Annotated in this window: 17 protein-coding genes; 10 read left to right on the forward strand and 7 right to left on the reverse strand. The window is 46.9% G+C overall.

Features of this window, described 5'->3' with window-relative positions:
* The first annotated feature begins 70 nt into the window (after positions 1-70).
* From BK127_RS32645 to BK127_RS32655, 3 genes are read left to right on the forward strand one after another with little or no spacing between them, the layout of a single operon-like run.
* Complete coding sequence (locus tag BK127_RS32645; RefSeq protein ID WP_076236280.1) at positions 71-640, forward strand: RNA polymerase sigma factor; 570 nt, start codon at positions 71-73, stop codon at positions 638-640.
* Positions 621-2,501, forward strand: a complete 1,881-nt coding sequence (locus BK127_RS32650) for a DUF4179 domain-containing protein (protein WP_076236281.1) — start codon at positions 621-623, stop codon at positions 2,499-2,501. The genes BK127_RS32645 and BK127_RS32650 overlap by 20 nt, the downstream gene beginning before the upstream one ends.
* Positions 2,491-2,787, forward strand: a complete 297-nt coding sequence (locus tag BK127_RS32655; RefSeq protein WP_076236282.1) for a hypothetical protein — start codon at positions 2,491-2,493, stop codon at positions 2,785-2,787. Before BK127_RS32650 ends, BK127_RS32655 begins: the two co-directional genes overlap by 11 nt.
* A gap of 113 nt (positions 2,788-2,900) precedes the next feature.
* Here the strand turns inward: BK127_RS32655 and fliD are convergent, their stop codons facing one another.
* On the reverse strand, positions 2,901-4,184 hold the full coding sequence (gene fliD / locus BK127_RS32660; protein ID WP_076236283.1) for a flagellar filament capping protein FliD: 1,284 nt from the start codon (positions 4,182-4,184) through the stop codon (positions 2,901-2,903).
* 360 nt (positions 4,185-4,544) lie between these two features.
* On the opposite strand from fliD, the gene BK127_RS32665 reads away from it, so the two are divergent.
* The 6 genes from BK127_RS32665 (at position 4,545) to BK127_RS32690 (ending at position 11,281) form a co-directional block, all read left to right on the forward strand.
* Positions 4,545-5,024 (forward strand): GNAT family N-acetyltransferase, encoded by a 480-nt coding sequence (locus BK127_RS32665; protein ID WP_076236284.1) that lies wholly within the window; start codon positions 4,545-4,547, stop codon positions 5,022-5,024.
* 285 nt (positions 5,025-5,309) lie between these two features.
* Entirely contained in the window at positions 5,310-6,833 is a 1,524-nt protein-coding gene (gene zwf, locus BK127_RS32670; protein ID WP_076236285.1) for a glucose-6-phosphate dehydrogenase, read from the forward strand.
* A 160-nt stretch (positions 6,834-6,993) separates the two neighbouring features.
* Positions 6,994-8,061 carry a metallophosphoesterase family protein gene (locus BK127_RS32675; protein ID WP_076236286.1) on the forward strand — a complete coding sequence of 356 codons (1,068 nt, stop codon included), beginning with the start codon at positions 6,994-6,996 and terminating at the stop codon, positions 8,059-8,061.
* Positions 8,062-8,113: 52 nt separating this feature from the next.
* Entirely contained in the window at positions 8,114-9,685 is a 1,572-nt protein-coding gene (locus BK127_RS32680) for a peptide chain release factor 3 (protein ID WP_372237395.1), read from the forward strand.
* A 59-nt stretch (positions 9,686-9,744) separates the two neighbouring features.
* On the forward strand, positions 9,745-10,284 hold the full coding sequence (locus BK127_RS32685) for a CcdC protein domain-containing protein (protein WP_076236288.1): 540 nt from the start codon (positions 9,745-9,747) through the stop codon (positions 10,282-10,284).
* A 226-nt stretch (positions 10,285-10,510) separates the two neighbouring features.
* Positions 10,511-11,281 carry a YheC/YheD family protein gene (locus BK127_RS32690; RefSeq protein ID WP_076236289.1) on the forward strand — a complete coding sequence of 257 codons (771 nt, stop codon included), beginning with the start codon at positions 10,511-10,513 and terminating at the stop codon, positions 11,279-11,281.
* On the opposite strand, the gene BK127_RS32695 is transcribed toward BK127_RS32690, so the two are convergent.
* The 6 genes from BK127_RS32695 to BK127_RS32720 all read right to left on the reverse strand — a co-directional run bounded on the left by BK127_RS32695 (position 11,276) and on the right by BK127_RS32720 (position 17,555).
* The gene (locus tag BK127_RS32695) at positions 11,276-11,968 is read right to left on the reverse strand and encodes a YceI family protein (protein WP_076236290.1); all 693 of its coding nucleotides are present in this window, start codon (positions 11,966-11,968) and stop codon (positions 11,276-11,278) included. The genes BK127_RS32690 and BK127_RS32695 overlap by 6 nt on opposite strands.
* Before the next feature lie 294 nt (positions 11,969-12,262).
* On the reverse strand, positions 12,263-13,204 hold the full coding sequence (locus BK127_RS32700) for an iron-hydroxamate ABC transporter substrate-binding protein (protein WP_076236291.1): 942 nt from the start codon (positions 13,202-13,204) through the stop codon (positions 12,263-12,265).
* A gap of 22 nt (positions 13,205-13,226) precedes the next feature.
* A complete protein-coding gene (locus BK127_RS32705; RefSeq protein ID WP_076236292.1) occupies positions 13,227-14,243 on the reverse strand; it encodes a FecCD family ABC transporter permease in 1,017 nt (338 codons plus the stop codon).
* Positions 14,244-15,239 (reverse strand): FecCD family ABC transporter permease, encoded by a 996-nt coding sequence (locus BK127_RS32710; protein ID WP_372237396.1) that lies wholly within the window; start codon positions 15,237-15,239, stop codon positions 14,244-14,246.
* Between the two features lie 154 nt (positions 15,240-15,393).
* Positions 15,394-16,839, reverse strand: coding sequence for a sensor histidine kinase (locus tag BK127_RS32715; protein ID WP_256711549.1), 1,446 nt, complete (start codon positions 16,837-16,839; stop codon positions 15,394-15,396).
* 2 nt (positions 16,840-16,841) lie between these two features.
* On the reverse strand, positions 16,842-17,555 hold the full coding sequence (locus tag BK127_RS32720) for a response regulator transcription factor (RefSeq protein WP_076236295.1): 714 nt from the start codon (positions 17,553-17,555) through the stop codon (positions 16,842-16,844).
* 555 nt (positions 17,556-18,110) lie between these two features.
* Here BK127_RS32720 and BK127_RS32725 point away from each other — a divergent pair.
* Positions 18,111-19,139: a LacI family DNA-binding transcriptional regulator gene (locus BK127_RS32725; RefSeq protein ID WP_076236296.1), complete on the forward strand. Its 1,029-nt coding sequence runs from the start codon at positions 18,111-18,113 to the stop codon at positions 19,137-19,139.
* Positions 19,140-19,193: the final 54 nt, after the last annotated feature.

Consider the following 19,193-nt stretch of genomic DNA (forward strand, 5'->3'; position numbering starts at 1 on the left):
TTGTAAAAAATGAAAGGAAATACGCCTGAGCTGCGTCTATATAGTGTAGAGAATGTTGTGGAGGTCGATTATGGATGATCAGTTGAACGACGAAGCGCTGATCAAAGAAGTGCTTCAAGGTGGCAAGGAAGCTTTCGCGTTCCTTGTAAACCGGTATAAAGACCGAGTGTATGGGCTGCTTAGAGGTATGGGTGCGCAGCAGCAGGATGCACAGGATTTGACTCAGGAGGCATTCATCAAAGCGTATCGCAGCTTATCCTCCCACCACATTGAACGCAGCTTTGCTTCATGGTTGTATACGATCGCTGCCAATTTACTGAGAGATTCATGGAGGCGCAGACAGGCTGATATTTCCTACGGACACAACCTGAATGCGCATGAACATATGGAGTGCCCTGAGGCTATGTATTTGCAAATGGAGAAAAGACTGGAAATTCATGATATGCTGCTGGGTTTATCCCCACAACACCGAATGGTGCTGCTGCTTAGATACACAAATGATCTGAGCTACGAGGAAATTGGGGTCATACTGGACATACCCGTTAGTAAGGTGCAGAACGATCTGCATCGTGCCAAGAAAAAAATGAAGCAGTTGCTGAAGGACAAGGAGGTGCACGTCCATGAGATGTTGGAGCGTTGAGGAAGCAGATCTATATCTGGCCAGCTGTAATGTACATAAAAGCACTCATAAAGCTTGTTTACAAGGTAGTGGATTCAAGGGTGTACCCGTGTTCCTCGAAGAAATTCAGCAGCATCTAAACAGCTGTACGACCTGCCGAATGCGGTTGGAAGAATGTCGGATGGAGCAGTCGCAATGGACAGATCAGTTGTTTCCCCGAGAGGATGCGCTGCCAGGTTCATTTACAGCAGATCTGATGGCCAAATTAGATGATGTGGCACTGACGACGGTATACTCAGAGAGTAGGCCACGAACCGCTTTTGTCCGCACGGAAGCTGAATCAGCAACACAGCCGGAATTGTTGCTGGATGATCAGGAGTCATATTCCGATCCGCTGTCGATATCCATGACGAGCACCACTCTGAGCATGCAAAAGCAACACTCCGATCAGCCATCGATATCTGTAGGGAACAGTCAGGACTCGCAGTTCAGCCAAGCGCGTCTTCCACGGTGGAGCCGTTGGCTTTCCATTCGCAATCAGAAATGGGCATTCACGACGGCTGCATTGATCCTTCTTATATCCAGTACTCTGGCAGTCATGGCGTCTCCGTCCTTAGCGGAATATGTCCGTTCCTTATTTGCGCCTGATGTTGTCGATTACGGGCTCTTAAAGTCTCAGGAGCTTGGTTTGGTCAATAATCCCAATATTAAGGTCAAGGATCAAGGGTACACGATGGAGATCAACGAGGTGGTAGCGGATTCGACAAGAGTCGTTATGGCGTTAAAGCTGACAGGACCCGATGGTATGCCCAATCATAATATGCTGGAGCTAAGCGGCCCCAATGAGATACAGATAACGGACCGTAATGGGAATAAGCTCGGAGAACTGTATGATATCGGCATGACCTCACAAATGTATGTACTTGTAGCCCATTTTCCGCAGGAAATACAAGCTGATGAATTGATGATCCAGGCAACCATTTCCAGGTTGGGTAGTGACATACAACGAATCCCTTATATTCAGGGAAAATGGAGCTTTGCGTTTAATGTGAACCTGAAGCAGGCTAAGGCTTTGACTACGGTACAGCCTTTGAACCAATCGTATACAACGGAGAACGGTATGACTATTCGTATGAAACGGCTGGTACGAACTCCAAGCGGGGTCAGGCTTGATCTGGATACCGAGCTATCGGCGGCTGCCGCAGAGCGTTCACCAGCAAGACTGAGGGAAAGAGAGCAGCTGATGTTCCATTTTGAAGACGAGAGCGGGGAAGAGATTCACAGTGTGATGAGCACGAAATTTCCGCATAAGGACAGTTTATTGACCGCATCCAAAATAAAGGATCCCACAGCTCATATCATGCATTGGTCTTATTCGTTCAAATATTTACCCGCAGAAAGCTATGTACGGTTCGTATGGGACGGTTACATACTCCCGGAAATAACGGAGGAAAGACTAGACTTTGTTCCTGATGATTTGTTTGCGCATCCTGCAATTTTCCATCATGAGGGGGACGAGCTGCGCTTGACAGGCTTTGAAATGGATGATGCACCTGATCCAAGGGAGAACAGAAAAGAAGCGGTATTACGGGTTCAAGGCATATTCAAAAACAATTTTACTGGCGATGAGTGGGTGGTCAAGGATGCAGACGGTATCGAGTATCCGGTTCATTACCGCGGAGGCTCATCAGCTTTTGATGGCGTTGTGACATTAGGGAATGAGTTTCCTGGTAAGGACTATGCGTTTCGAATTCCTGCGCTTCAGCGGATTCCGGAAAAGCTGACCTTAATACGCAAGGTGATAGACAGAAAGTATCCAGAACCACCCGTCTCAGGTTGGTCTTTTACCATAAATGAAGGAGGCAGAGCCAATGGCCGCTAGTTCCAGACCTTCCATACTCGACACGGTAATTCCGTTGACAGCTCATGAAAAGGTAACGATACTGCGTGCCTATGAGTGCAGCTGCTATCAAATTACATGGTTTATGCTGCGGGATGAGAAGCAGGCTATCCATGCCGCCAAGCATATTTTATTGAAATTATATACACATGAAGAATGGTTTTATATGGAGGATGCCGCCCGACTGGCTGAAGTCAAACATGCGGCGTTGAACTATTCGTTGGAATGCCGGAAAAAAGCGATAGGTAACGTCCTTCCCAAGACGTAATTGATTCTGATATGGTTTAGCGTGTGCGGAAAACCACAAAGAAGGCTTAACACCACATTCATCGTGGTGTCGAGCCTTCTTTGTATGCATCCAGAATGCCATATATCTTAAGACTAGATATAATCATTCATTAAGATACCGGACAGGGGTAATGGAAGATAAGTATTAACAGGAGTTCCATCCCGCTGATTCAACTGATAATTATTGAAGGATTGAAATAAAGCTTGTCCTTGATCCAGCAATTCAAACGAAGGCGGGTCGAGTAATGTCTTGGCTGCTACATTCAGTGCTGCAGCAAGCCCGCCGAAGCCTCGTAAACTGAATTCCAGCAGATCAAATCTGGATATAGCCTGCTGCTCCAATACGGACAAGTCCACTTTCAGTGAACCATCTGCGTTCAGCTGGATTCCGATCATCTCAAGTGGCAGCGATGTCAGCTTGCCCATTACCGATTCGGAAGCTTCACTCGTGAGCAATCCACTTGATTGGGTAAGCAATAAATGAAGAGAATTGTATCGGTCAACGAGAGCTTGAACCTGTCGTTTAATTCCTATCAAATCCGGATATATGTTGATTTGTACAGGTTCTTCCGATGCAGCCAATAACGTAATGGAGACATTGCCCTGATCCCATACAATCTGATTGGAGGCTGACACCACTGGAGTATCGCTGTTAATGCGGTAGACAGCATCTTCCGCCTGCTGCGTTACGTTAGCAATTCCGCTGATCGCCGATGCATTCCCATATATATCCATAATCGAAAAAGCATGTGCTGCTCCTGTGTGAAGGCTGTTGATTTTCAATTGTACGGTATTTTTAAGATCGTCCCAGGCAATGGAAGCTTGGAGATCTGATTTGGTGCTGTTGATAGCGCTGCGAATTTTTTGGAGCGCTTGCTGATTCGTATCTGTGGATAAAATGTATATGGAGAAAGAGGTAGTTTGATTTTCAGTGACAAGCTTCATCTGATTAGAGCCCGCTGTCATGAGCGTTGGCGAAGTACGCTGTAGAACGATTCCGTCATTCAACTGTGCTTTCGCAATTTGATCGGATTGAATGATGTACGAGCCGATTTGGGCACCCTTTTGAACTACGGCGGTTAAAACAGAGGGATGACTAACCGCAACCGTTCGATGATCCAAGGACGAATCTGAACCCAGCATGGCTTCCCCGGCTTGCTTCAACTGCTCTGCTGAGGTCAATAAGCCAGCTACCGCCATTGCGGTTGCACGAGCATGCTGTCCAAAGGCATACCGTTGAAACACAACCTCCGCACTGGCTTTCGATGAGACCAAGGGACGATACTGCCAGCCGCCCTCCTGCCACGCATGATCTTCCTCACGCCATATGTCATTTGTTCGATATATACGATTGACTTCGGAAATTTTGGAAATCATTGCTCACACACCTCACGATCATGGATGTTATATGTATAATTATACAATATTGACGAGTTTTCGCAAATTATTATTGACAGCTGGATGAAAGATCAATTATGATATAAAATTAACTTCAAGAGTAATCTAATTTAACTTATTATCATTTAATAAACTCCAGATACATCAGTTGAAACAGGATATTGTAAATTTGATTAAGGGGTACAAGCTATGGACTGGATTCAGATCGCCGTCATTATCATTGTAGTTGTTATCAGCGTATTGTTTTTGGGCTTTGTCGGCAAAAAGTACTTGAAATAATAGCAGACGATCAGCGCACTTCATAAGATAAAGTACAATTATCTATGGAGGCGATGGTCATTGATCTGCAAACATCTACCCCTGCATGACAAAGCGATCCTGGGGCTGGTTAAGAGCTTACTGCTGCCGTATGCCAGAATAACCCAACCGGATGTAAAATTGGACCTAAAGGCACTTCGGAAGCGATTACGCGGCTGTGCAACCTACGTTTATATCCGTGGGGGACGTAAGGTGTGCGGATTTATTGCTATCCGACAGGACAAGAATGTGATGTATGTCGATATGCTGGCTGTCGATAGAACGATCCAAGGGCACGGGATTGGGTCGGCCTTGCTCAAACATGCAGAACGATATGGGCAGCAGAAGGGGCAGCAGGAAATTTACCTGTGGGTGGATGATACGAATACACAGGCGCAGCGTTTTTATACAGCCAAAGGCTACGAGTCGATTCATTATGATGCAAGTATCCGCTGTTATATGCTCAGAAAATCATTACACGTACCTCAAGCCCAGGAGAGACAATGGTCAATGGGGTACTAGTAGCAGGAAAAGTTTTCGACAAGATGACGAATGAAAATGACCGTTGGACAACAAAATAAATCATATGCACATTACATTTACAAGCCTTTCCAAGGCTTCGCATCACGTGGCGGGGTCTTTTTGGTGAGCTATGATGTCCCCTTACATATTTTATGTAGAAGCTTATAAAAATTTGTTATAGCTGGGATGTTGAATCCTGCGTTATATTTGGTTATGCTTAGTAAGTTGAGATGAATGACATGAAATAATAGCAACGAAAAATACATAAGAGAGAATGATGATAAAATGACCGATACGGTAATTTTGCTTTTTGGAGCAACTGGAGATTTGGCACGCCGCAAGCTATATCCTGCGATATACAGCCTTTACCGTGAACGTAAGCTTGGCGACCGCTTTGCCGTAATCGGTTTGGCACGCAGACCGCGGACGAATGAGCAATTCCGTGAAGATGTACATGAATCGATCAAGGAATTTGCACGCTATAATGTGACGAAGGACGAACAGTGGGAATCCTTTGCCGAGCATTTTGAGTATATGTCGCTGGATACGAATAATGTCGAGGCTTTTAAAGAACTGAACGTTATGACTAACCGACTGGATGCCAAGTTTGACATAGGCGGCAACAGGCTCTTCTTTCTGGCGCTTTCCCCTGAGCTGTTTGGCAACGTATCGTACAATTTGAAGGAAGGCGGATTACTGGAAACATCCGGTTGGGCACGTCTTGTTATCGAGAAGCCATTCGGTTATGACCTGCCATCTGCTGAAAAGCTTAATGGCCAGATCCGTGAAGTGTTTGAAGAGAAGGACGTCTATCGGATCGATCATTACCTCGGCAAGGAAATGGTGCAAAACATTAATGTGGTGCGGTTTGCCAACGCATTCTTCGAGCCGCTATGGAACAATAAATATATTGCTAACATTCAAATTACGCTAAGTGAGACGGTTGGTGTTGAAAGCCGCGGCGGTTATTATGATCACTCCGGGGCACTGCGTGACATGGGGCAGAACCATATGCTGCAGACGCTGGCTATGATAGCGATGGAACCGCCTAGCCGGCTGTCTCCGGAAGATATCCGTGATGAGAAGGTAAAGGTATTCCGCTCACTTCGCGGCTTCCAAACCGCATCAGAGGTACGCTCCAATACAGTCCGTGGTCAATATTCAGCAGGTACCATGAAGGGTTCTCAAGTATCCGGCTATCGTCAGGAGGATTCGGTTAATCCTGAATCGACGACGGAAACCTTCTTCGCGGCAAGAGTATTTGTTGATAACTTCCGTTGGGCAGGCGTACCGTTCTATATTCGTACAGGCAAAAGGCTGCCAGTCAAAACGACTGAGGTCGTGGTTGAATTCAAAAATGTTCCTAATAATGTGTATTTGTCTAAGAAACATAAGCTTGAACCTAACCTGCTCGTATTCCGAGTCAATCCGATGGAAGGCATCTATTTCAAAATGAATGCCAAACAACCGGGCTCGGAAGGCTCCATTCTGCCGATATCGATGGATTTTTGCCAAAGCTGCCAGGTAGGCTTGAATACACCGGAAGCTTACGAGCGTCTGCTGTACGATGCTGCACGCGGCGATTCCACTTATTTCACCCGTTGGGACGAGGTAGCATTGGCCTGGAAGTATGTCGATAAAATTGCTTCTGCATGGGCGGAGCGTACGGACAATTTGATGCTGTATCCAGCTGGAACGTGGGGCCCGGATCAAGCTCAGCAGCTGCTCTCAGAAGACGGCTTCAAGTGGTGGCCAGTAAATGGACAAGATGAAGGCGAAGTGGCTTGGGAAACAGCTTTAAGAAAATAAGCTCAGCACAGGTTGAATCATTCGCTTCTGCAGAAGGGTCCGTACTTTATCGGGTACGGGCCTTTTTTTGCTTACATACCCTCAAAAAGTGTACAGATACCTGTTATTCAAGATATAATATAAAGACATCATTTTGGAGACCATCAGGAGGTTAATAAATATGTCGCGTCGGGCTTTTATACGTTGGATGCTCGGGCTTTTTGTGATGATTGGTGCAGCAACAACGGGCCTTATTTATTTGCTTCAGCGCTCCGTTAATTCACAGAGCGTCGTTAAGCATGCTGCTGAGCAGCCCCTGGCTGCACCGAAGCCCGAGACACCAGAGTCGAAGCCAGCGCCGATTAATGATAAAGAACCGCTGCTGTCGTTCATGATATTAAGCGATCTTCACGTATCTGTCTACGATCCGGATACGATTAAACATTTGAAGGAAGCGTTTGATGATATCAAACAGTTCGAGTCACCTGTGGAGACCGTGCTGCTGACGGGAGACTTGACAGATTTTGGCGATCCGGATGGCTATAGGGAGCTGCAAAAGGTAATATCTGCTTACAAGCTGCCTCCGCTTAATGCTAATATGGGGAATCACGATTATTACGATATTTGGATTGACAAGAAGGGTGCCTTCAATAAAGATACGGTGCCCAATGGCAAAACAGACTGGCAGGCACGCGAGCGGTTTCAGAAATTTTTTGGCTTGCAGAAGCCTTACCATGCCGTTGAGATCAACGGTTTAACGATCCTGATGCTATCACAGGAAGCTTATGTTCAAGAGAAGCCTGAGGTTGGTGAGGGTGCCTGGTATTCCGATGAGCAGCTGGACTGGTTGAAGACGGAGCTGGCCAAGCACAAAGATGGCAAGCCGGTATTTGTCATGGTCCATCAGCCATTACCGCCTATCGGCTCTGATGGCGGCAGCCATACGTTAATCCGTGCCAAGCTATTTCGCGAAATTTTAAAGCCGTATCCGAATGTGTTTGTGTTCTGCGGCCATCGTCATCAGGATTTTCAGAACGGCACCGAGCATTATGTGAAGGAGACTTTCCACTTTTTTCACAATTCCTCAGTGGGTCGTGTATTAAACCGCAATTTTCAGAATGAAGGTAAGAATAAATCCCAAGGGCTTTATGTGCAGGTATATAAGGATCATGTGACGGTTCGAGGACGTGAGTTCAGTAATCGTACCTGGCTCAAAGAAGCGGATTGGAATTTAAAGCTGACTAAGTAAACAAATATTTAGTGATATGAAGGAAGGAACAATACAACCCATGAGTATGAACATGCCACAGAAGATGCAAGAAGAAGTTGAGAAACGCCGCACCTTTGCGATTATTTCTCACCCGGATGCGGGTAAAACGACATTAACGGAGAAGCTGCTGCTGTTTGGAGGAGCGATTCGCTTGGCCGGTACGGTCAAAGGCCGCAAGGCAAGCAAGCACGCCACCTCGGACTGGATGGAAATTGAGAAGCAAAGAGGGATTTCTGTTACATCGAGCGTTATGCAGTTCGATTATGACGGACATCGCGTCAATATTCTGGATACACCGGGTCACCAGGATTTCTCTGAAGACACGTACCGGACATTAACCGCGGCTGACAGTGCCGTGATGCTGATCGATTCTGCCAAAGGGGTCGAGCTGCAAACGAAGAAGCTGTTTCAAGTGTGTCGTAAACGGGGAATCCCGATCTTTACATTCATTAATAAAATGGACCGCGAGGGACAAAACCCTTTTGAGCTGCTGGAGGAGCTGGAGCAGGTGCTTGGGATCAGATCCTACCCTATGAACTGGCCTATAGGCTCGGGCAAGCAGTTCCGTGGTGTCTATGATCGCCAGCAGACGCAGGTCGAGCTGTTTCAGGGCGACGATCATAAAATGATTGAAGTGCGCAAAGTAAGCGGCTATGAGGACCCACTGGTCAAAGAAATTGCAGGCGAGTTTTTCTACGATCAGCTGATTCAGGATCTGGAGCTGCTGGATGTAGCAGGCGATCCGTTCGACTATGAAAAAGTGCAAAGTGGCGAATTGACCCCAGTGTTCTTCGGCAGTGCGATCAATAATTTTGGTGTACAAACCTTTCTGGAAAATTTTCTGGAGCTGGCACCTATTCCAACACCACGTAGAAGTACTCAAGGGGATATTGATCCGCTTAGCGAGCAATTCTCCGGCTATGTGTTTAAAATTCAGGCGAATATGAACCCTGCGCATCGGGACCGGATTGCTTTTCTGCGTATTTGCTCCGGTAAATTTGAGCGTGGGATGTCCGTGAAACACGTTCGTCCAGGCAAGGACATCAAGCTGGCTCAACCGCAGCAGTTTCTGGCACAGGACCGCGATATTGTCGAGGAGGCGTATCCCGGCGATATTATCGGGCTGTTTGACCCGGGTATTTTTCGAATTGGCGATACATTGTGTCAAGGCGGCAACTACGAGTTTGATGAGCTGCCGACCTTCTCACCTGAGTTATTTTCCAAGGTGACTGTCAAAAATGCACTCAAACATAAGCAGTTTCAAAAGGGTATCGATCAGTTGACAGAGGAAGGCACTATTCAAGTATTCCGTACGATCGGCTTTGACGATATGATTCTCGGTGTAGTCGGCCAACTGCAATTTGAGGTATTGGAGTACCGGATGAAGGCAGAGTATGGGGTTGAGGTACAGCTGCAGCGGATGAACTTCCAGTTCGCACGTTGGATTGTAGATAAGGATGTCGATCCTGCCAAGTTCCGGATTAATTCACAGCTTGTGAAGGATAAGAAAAATAATTTCGTCGTGCTGTTTGAGAGTGAATACGCGATGCGTTCGGCAATGGACAAAAATCCGACTGCGCAATTTTTGGAGAATGCTCCTTGATCTCGATGTGCTAAGGCTTCGATATCTACCCTATACAACGGTTAGGAGGGATGATCCACATGGAGCATTTGGGGCCTACATTGCTTATAATGGCATTGATTGCCTTTGGAATTTACCGTAGGTTGAAACGGACGATCGGTTTTCAGAAGCTGAACCGTAAACGGCTTATATTTCGTACGACGATTTTCGGTGTGTTAGGCTGCGTGTTTCTGTATGCAGGTCTGCTGCATCCTATTCATTTTATTGCCGACGCGGTAGGCTTGGCTGTCGGGTTGATCCTTAGTTACTACGCTATCAAGCATATTCAGTTTGAAAAAAGAGACGATGCTTGGTACTATCGCACCCATCTGTGGGTTGAGGTAACTTTAATTGTGCTGCTGCTGGGGCGGATTGTGTATCGACTGCTGGCCATGTACTACTTGAAGAGTGACTCGGGAATGACCGGGGCAGCTGCAGCGCCGACACTGGAAAGCTATACGAAGGATCCGCTGACCGTAGGCATATTCTTTGTGTTGATTTCGTTCTATATCCGTTATTTTACTTACCTGCTCCGTAAGCAGAGGGAGCTGGTGGCGCCTGAATCGCATTTGACTTCATGACGTTGGCTTATAAGCTAGCATGGCAGCTCCATAGAAATTTAAATAGCAAGAATAAGCAGTCCCACAGGGGCTGCTTATTTGCGTTGCGGTGGCTTGAGGAAAGGATCAGAGAAATTTAAAGCGCCCTTTCAAGTAGCGCCGTATGTGCATACAATAGGTTGAAAGTGGGAGATATTCACTTCATGTTTGTTACTGCTGAAGGAAGCTTGAAGAAAGGTGGAGCCGAATGCGCAAAGTAAACTATAGTAGGCATATTGTAAGTAAATGGAGAAAAACAAGCGTGATGCTGCGTAATGCCAAGCTGCGTACTTATGTGCCCGTGACGAGAAAAATGACGCGTACCTCTCTGCACGACCTGTTAAATCAATATGGGATGGTCTATATCAAACCGGATAGTGGCACTTACGGCAACGGTGTTATGCGTGTGGAAAAGAGCTCTGTCACGGATGGGAAGCGTTACAAGTATCAGAATGGAGTGGTGAAAAAATCATTTTCCGACTTTGATAATCTTTACAATTCGATCCGAAAACGCACAAGAAAACGACTATATCTCGTACAGAAGGGCATCCATTTAACCAAATACCGGAATCGGCGTTTCGATATTCGGGTTATGGTTCAACAAACACCAAACAGGAACTGGGAAGCCACCGGTGTCATCGGCCGTGTAGCTCACCCGAAGAAAATCGTTACGAATGTTCATAATGGAGGTACGCTTAAACCGATAGGGACTCTGCTTTCCGCCTATGTATCCGGCACTGCGAAGAAAAAATATATTCACCGCTTACGAAAGCTTGGACTATCTACAGCACGTCAGCTTCACACGACCTATCGCGGACTGAAGGAAATCGGCCTGGACGTGGCATTGGATGATAAGCTGCACCCGTGGGTGCTCGAGGTGAATACTTCTCCCGATCCTTATATATTCAGACGTTTGAAGGATAAGTCCATCTTCGGGAAAATTCGCAGATATGCAAGAGCGTATGGGAAACGACTATAGCTTCAATACAAGTCTGAGCTGAACCGTCACATTATTTTGGGCCTCTAATAGAACCGTATGCGGGTTTTTCATACCATAATCGGCAAAGGTTACGACTGTACTGCCCTCCACATTCAAAGCACCTTGGCTGTATAAGGCTTCACTGGTAAAGGTTACGTCCTTCGCGATGTCTTTGATTGTAAGAGTTCCGGTCATGGTGAATGAGACTTTGCTGCCTTCCTTCCACTCCTTAGGGAAGTTATCAAAGGATTTCACGGTGAACTTGGCTTCCGGAAATTTAGCTGTGTTTAAGCTATCATTTCCTTTGACATGGTTGTCTCTTTGCGGATTACCTGATTGCAGCACGGTCGTATCGACGATGCCTTCTGCTTTCATGAGGTTCGGCTCAGCAGTATTGATGACCCATGTTCCCTTGACAGAGGCGCCTTCAATATTCACGGTTTCCTTGGAGGTCGTTACAGAGAGATACACTTTAGAAGCCGGCTGGATGGTCCATAACCCGTCCAGCTTGGCTGGTACAGCAGCTGTCATGCTGTTGGTGGGGACGGATGCAGAAGAAGTTGCGGCTGCAGGAATAACCTGTTGGATGGTAATGTGATTTCCGGCATAGTAGTCATAAGCGGCATAACCGCCACCTATTAGTACAGCCGCTACACCTAACGCAAGTACAGTTTTTCTTATATTCATGGGGAAGCCTCCTTTTACATATGAGCCGGCAGCCTGAAGTGGCATAACGGACATCATTGCATTATAGAACTACATAAAGTAGTGTAGTTACTTAAAAAAATAACAGCACTGCAACACGGCAGAGTGTCAAGGGTCAAGCTTACTGGTGGAGAGCTGCTGCTTTCCAGTAGTATACAATTAAAAACTGAATGTTCGCTGAATGGGAACTGAGCATGAGCTTAAAGAGCTTGTACTGAGCAGAAGAGTCATGCAGTCTGCTGACCACATGGCTCTGTGAATACAATTGAATCCGGGTTACTTGGCAAACTTCTTCTCGGCATCATCAAGTGCCATTTTGGTACCAAGCGCGGAGTAATCCAACCACGGTTGATCAGGAATCAGATAGACGTGTTGGGATTTTACAGCCTTGAGACCTTGCCAGATTGGATTGCTTTCAATTTGTTTGTATAATTTCTCGGCTCCATCTTCTCTGTTCACGATCACGAAGATTGCATCCGCATCATAGTCCGGTAATACCTCTTGAGAAATCACGTCAAACGCTTTGTCCTTGCTTACTTTCTCGACGCCTTTGGCTGGCTTAAGGCCAAGGTCTTCATACAAGAGAGGACCCATAGGGCGTCTCGTTCCGAATACGCGCAGCTCCTTGGCAGTTACACGAACGGCCATTACGGTAGCGTCCTTGCCAAGCTTCGTATTGATCAGTCCTTTTACACGTTCTTTCTGGGCTTCGTAGTCTTTAATGAACGTTTCGGCTTCCTTATCACGATCGACTAGCTTACCGATTTTTTTCAGGTGATCCCGCCATGTGCCTTCATCAAGATCGAATACTACGCTCGGAGCGATTTTTTCGTATTTGGAAATATCTTTGCCAGCATATTGCTTATCCAGGTAAATGACATCAGGCTTCAATGACAAAATGGCTTCCATATCCGGCTCTGTAACTACACCGAGAGGCTTCGTATCTTTCAAACGGTCGGCTACGTGAGGCAGGAACGCTTTTAAATCGCCACCGATTACAGATCCGACCGGAGTAATACCGAGCGCGAGCAAATCATTCGTTAAATGGATGGAAACCGAAGCGATCCTTGGTGCTTTGGCTGCTGTCTTGTCGTTAGCTGCTGCAGGGGCAGCAGCGGGTGCTGGCTGTGGTGCTGCTGTCTGAGGGGTCGGTTGAGCGCATGCGGAAACGGTAATCATCGATACGGCGCTTAACAGGATCATGAGTGTCTTTTTCATAAGGTCTCCTTAAGATTGAGTTTTATTTGGATCTGGTAAGTAAATATAAGAAATACGGAGCACCGATTGCGGCGACTACAACTCCTGCAGGAATCGCATTCGGCTGAAATAAGGAGCGTCCTATCGTATCTGCAACGACCAGAATGACGAGCCCTATAAGACCTGCTATCGGTAAAAAGTGTTGGTGCATCGGTCCGACCAAACGACGTGCAAGATGAGGAGCAACCAAGCCGATAAAACCGATTCCTCCGGCCATCGCTACACTGGCGCTGGATAAAGCGACGGCAGTTGCCAACAGTAGTAATCGCTGCTTACGTACGGCTGTTCCAATACCTGTGGCTACTTCATCTCCAAGCGAAAACGCATTTAGTGCTTGGGTCTGGAGGAAGCTGTAAGGAACAAATATGAGAATCCATGGAAGCAGGGCGTAGACGTGAATCCAATCCCGTCCCCAGACGTTACCAACCAGCCACCTTGCGGTGAATGCATAGGTCGTTTCGTCCAGTCGTAGCGATAAAAACAAAGTGATCGCACTGAAGCCCGCAGCTACTGCAATTCCTATTAATATGAGACGAATAGGCAGCAGACCTCTTTGGCGGTCATAAGCGAGCAGCACAATCAGAAAGGCTGACAAAACACCACCTGTTAAAGTGAATAAAGGAATCAACAGAGCAGAGGCGTCCTTCATCGAATGAAAAAAACTGACGAAGGCAATAAGGCCAAAGGCAGCTCCAGCATGAAGCCCGAGAATACCGGGATCAGCAAGTGGATTGCGGGACAATCCTTGTAAAATAGCACCGGAAACACCTAATCCGATACCAGCCAGCATCGTGATCAAAATCCGCGGCAGGCGATACTCGAACAAAACCAGCTTGTCATCGGGACTGCCATGGCCCAGAAAGGTTTGAATGACTTGAAGGGGAGCGAGCCGGATCGTTCCTGTGTTCAGGCTGATCAGGATGGCGCACAAGCCGATAATGAGCAGGATGATCCCGACCTGGATCGTTTTTTTGTTCCTGTTGGATACTTGCTGTTGCATCTATAAGCTCCTCCTTTCTTTACGAGCCAGATAAAGAAAGAAAGGAACGCCGACCAAAGCGACCATGATGCCAAGCGCAAGCTCTCGGGGTGGGTTGACCATTCGGGCGCCCATGTCGGCGACAACCAGCAGTACGGCACCCAACAAAGCAGAGAGGGGGATAATGAATCGGTAATCGACACCGACCAGCTTGCGTGCGATGTGTGGGATAACCAACCCGACAAATCCAATCGCACCTACAGCTGAAACCGATACCCCGGCAAGAATCACTGATGCGGTCATGCCAAGCAGTCGAATCCGCTTCGTGTTTACCCCAAGATTAATGGCTACATCATCACCCAACGATACCAGCGAGACCGAACGCCCCATCATGAAGGCCCATACGATAGTAATCAGAATAACTGGAACTAACAACTGCAATTGTACCCATTTGACCCCGGCAACACCTCCGGCGTACCAAAATGCCAAATCCTGAGCCAAATTGTAATAAATCGCAATCCCTGAGCTTAGTGAATGCAGCAGTGCGGCTACCACTGCTCCTGCGAGGGTGAGTCTTAAAGGGGTTAGGCCGCCTGGAGCTGATCTGCCCAGCATAAAAATAATTAGCGTACTGAGCACGGCTCCGCTAAAAGAAACCACGATTAAAGCCGAATAAGGCAAGTTAGGGAAAAACGCGAAGCTAAGGGCCACGGCAAAGGTCGCACCCGAGTTGATTCCGAGTATCCCCGCATCTGCCAGCGGATTACGTATGACACCCTGCATTAAAGCTCCAGCGACGGCAAAAGCCGCGCCCATAACCGCTGCTCCTATTACCCGAGGAAGCCGCAGCTCATGAATGATCTGGTGTGCGGTCAATTTGGGATTATAATCGATCACGGCTGTCCATACGGTACCAAGTGTCATTTCTTTGGCTCCGTAGGAGATGGCCAGAAACATCGCCGCTACTAAAACGAACAATGAAATGATAAAAATAAGGCTAAAGGAAAAGAGCTTCATACTCGAAGTGGCTTGGAATTTTCTCATAGGATTGCTGTGTTGCTTTCGACACCTCCAGCGTACGGATCCTCTTATGTATGAGCAAAAATACGATAATGATAATTATTATCAGTCGAAATTATACGTTCTTTTCCATAGAATAGCAAGAGAGAATTTAGGATTCCACCTTGGGAAGCGTAATCACAAAGCTAGAACCGATCCCTGGTGTACTGCTCGCTTCAATCGTGCCCCCATGAGCTTCCACGAGCTGCTTGACTATGGACAGACCGAGTCCCGTTTCACTGCTGCTCTTGGCGCGGGATGGGTCTGCCTTATAGAAGCGGTCCCAGATAAGAGCAAGCTCCGCGCTAGTCATCCCCCGTCCGGTATCGGTAATATCGATCAGGGTGGAGGCTTCGGTTTCTGTCGCTTTGAGCCGGATCGTACCGTATTCGGTAAATTGAATACTGTTTTTGATCAAATTGATCAGAATTTGGGTGAGCCGATCGTAATCGCAATAGACGATCAGGTCAGAGTCGCATTCAATGACAATTTGCAGCTTTTTGGCTTCGATCAGCACTTCCAAGGTTTCCACAACTGTCTCCATAATTTCACGCAGTGAACTATTTTTCTTAACCAGGGTGATCAAGCCATTTTCGATCTTTTCCATATCCAGCAGCTCATTGATCAGACGAATAAGACGAAATGTTTCTTTTTCGATAATGGCGTAGTATTTGTGCTTATCCTCAGGTTCTGTGACGAGATTGTTTTTCAAACCTTCAATAATACCCCGTATGGAGGTTAGTGGTGTTCGCAGTTCGTGGGATACATCGGTCATAAAGGAGTGGCGGCGTAATTCGTATTGCTCGAGTTTTTGAGAGGATACCTCCAGCTGTACTGCCATCGCGTTGAAGTCGAGCGCCAAGTCACCCAGCTCATCGGAGCGAATGATCGGCATACGGGCGGCATAATTCCCGGCGGCGATCTTGCGTGTGGCATGGCGCAGTGGTTGAAGGCTTTGACTCATCCTACGGGATATATAAATGCTTATAAGGGCTGCTATCACAAAAATAAATGCTGCTGCATATCCTACATTCCGATCCAGGGACAATGAGGTGTCCTTGAAACCAACTGCAGGGGAAAAAATGAACAGGTACATATCGTTTGTTTTGCTTTTCGGATGAATGGGTTTGGTTAAGACGACAAGCGGCTGCTCGGGGCTGCGCTCAACGATGAAGCTTTGATTGTCTTTGATGGACATGATGCGGGCACGAAGGCCATCCAAAAATGCTTTATTGCGCAGAGCGGCCGACATTTTGGGATCGCGGTACACAATCTCTCCGGTTTTATCTAAAATAATAAAAGATATTTTACGCTCGGATAGCAAACCTCGATAAGCCAGGAGTGGTCCGGTCGGTTCTTCCTCTTCACGGGTTAGCATTCGGACAATAACTTTGCCTGCGCTGCTTAGCTCCTCCGTTACATGTACATATGATTGCTGTTTCAAATAATAAACAAAGCCTGCTCCTGTCAGAGCAAGAATCAGAATGGATACGAGCATATGACTTATAAATTGGCGTTGAAAAAAAGTAAAGCGATAATGCAAACGTTTCTTCCCCATTGTCATTCCTCCAGCTTGTAGCCTATGCCCCATACGGTGACCACGAGTGGGTTCTCAGGAGTTGATATTTTGTTGCGCAGCCTTTTGATATGGACGTCTACGGTTCGTTCCTCACCTATGTAGTCGTAGCCCCAGATGCTCTCGATAAGCATATCGCGGGTAAATACCTTTTTCGGGTGGCGAACAAACAGGCACAGCAGCTCAAATTCCTTGGGAGTCAAATTTGTCAGCACAGCTCCACGTATAATAACGGTTCGGGTATCCAATTCGATCCGAATCTTCTTGTGCTTCAAGATGTTCAAAGAATCGTATAGATGATGCGTAGGCTCTGATTGTAAATTGGATGAGGCCGTACTGATATGATAACGACGATGGACCGCTTTGATTCTGGCAATCAGCTCCATCGGGCTGAAGGGCTTGACGACATAATCATCTGCGCCGCTTTCCAATCCGAGAATCCGATCCTGCTCCTGATCCCGCGCGGTAAGTAATATAATCGGTGTTTGCGTTATGGTGCGAAGCTGTTTGCAGAGGCTGATTCCATCTTTGCCAGGAAGCATCCAGTCCAGAATGACGAAATCCCAGCTTTCCTCAAGCAGACGCTGCTCGGCGACCCATCCATCATGGACGAAGGTGGTATCATAATGTTCTTTTTGAAAAAAAAGCTGCAGCATTTCGCATACGGATGTATCGTCCTCAGCTACGAGCAGTTTCATAGAAAATCCCCTCCGGGCTTGGCAATTCGTTATTTCAAGCATAGTCGCTCGATCCCTGAATAGCAATATCTTGATGGTTCGGAAGATTGCTGAATAGGTATTGCTGTGCAGTGCGAAATGGGATGAGGCTAAGTTATCTAGATTATGTATTGACATGGGAAGCGTCCCGTGAGAAAATGTACGCGTGTACATTATGTGAAATAAAGCTATAAAAATGCTTGCGAGTTGCTTTTTATCAAGTTCGCGAGAAGCTTGTAAGCCGAAGGCTAATGAAGTTAATGGGTTTGTCAGTTAATATGCTAGTTAGTTAGTTTGTTTGTTGTACAAACTCAAGAGTTTGGTGAATATATGAGCGGAGCGACCGTGGTGTTCTGGAGATAGCGGAGCGGTGCCTTTGTTTCCGGAATTTTACCGCTATATTTTTTATAGAATAATTCTGGAAACAACAGCAATCGGAGGAATACTTCGGTCGCGTAGCGGCACTTATTCACTGTATCTCAAAGCATTTGCTTGAAAAGTCAATTTGTCTCATAAACCTGAAGGAGGGATCGTCCTATTGTAACCAGGAAGGAAGTTGCTGAGCTGGCAGGTGTATCCGAGGCTACAGTTTCCCGTGTTTTTAATGGTGTAGGGCCCATGAAAGCACAGACGAAGCTGCGGGTTCAGGAAGCTGCCAAAACACTTAACTATCACCCCAACGCGATAGCTCAGAGCTTTGCCCGCCGCAAAAGCGGAAATTTGGGCGTTGTACTTCCCTATTTGCCGAAGGTTCATTTGTTCTCAACGTATTATTTTTCCGAAGTGTTAAGCGGTATTGGCGCCAAGGTGAAAGATAAGGGTTATGATCTACTGCTTACCTTTCGTTCGTTGGACGAAGAGAGCGATTACATTGAACGATTCCGTTCGCAAAAGGTGGATGCCTGCATTATTCTGGGGGCTAGTGATACCCCGCAGGAAAGGGAACAGCTGAAGACGCTGGAGTCCGAGGGGCATCACTTCTGTCTGGTCAATCAGCATTTTGCCGGTGAAAGCTTCAATGAAGTAGACGCGGATCATATCGGTGGCAGCTATCGTGCAGTGAAGCATTTGATGGATAAGGGCTATAAGCAAATCGCCTTTTTGAATGGCTCCTCGCAGTTTTCCAATAGTGCAGATCGATATGAAGGCTACAGGAAGGCAATGGGCGAAGCAGGTAAGGATGCCGAGGCGCTTCGTAATTTGTATTACGAAGGCAATTACAGCCGTACCAGTGGATACAGGATGGCGGCAGCATTATATGAACGCAGGCACGAGATTGATGCGATATTTGCGGCAAACGATCGAATGGCGATAGGTCTTATGCAGGGCTTGCGTGAGCTTGGCTGGGAAGCCGGTAGGGATGTCGCGATTGTCGGTTACGATGACTCTGATGCGGCCCGAGTGACAGACCCGCCGCTCACAAGCGTAGCTGTTCCCTTTTATGATATGGGAAGTCTCGCAGCCGAGCGTCTGCTGGCTCAGGTGAACGGTGAGCAAGGTAGCTTTCAGGTCAAGCTGGATACCGAGCTTGTCGTTCGACAATCATGCAGCAGAAATTTTAGTTAAGCTGCATGGTATTCAGATAGTTGATACGCAGAGCAGCGAGTGTTGTACACCACA

It is taken from the genome of Paenibacillus sp. FSL H7-0331, assembly GCF_001956045.1.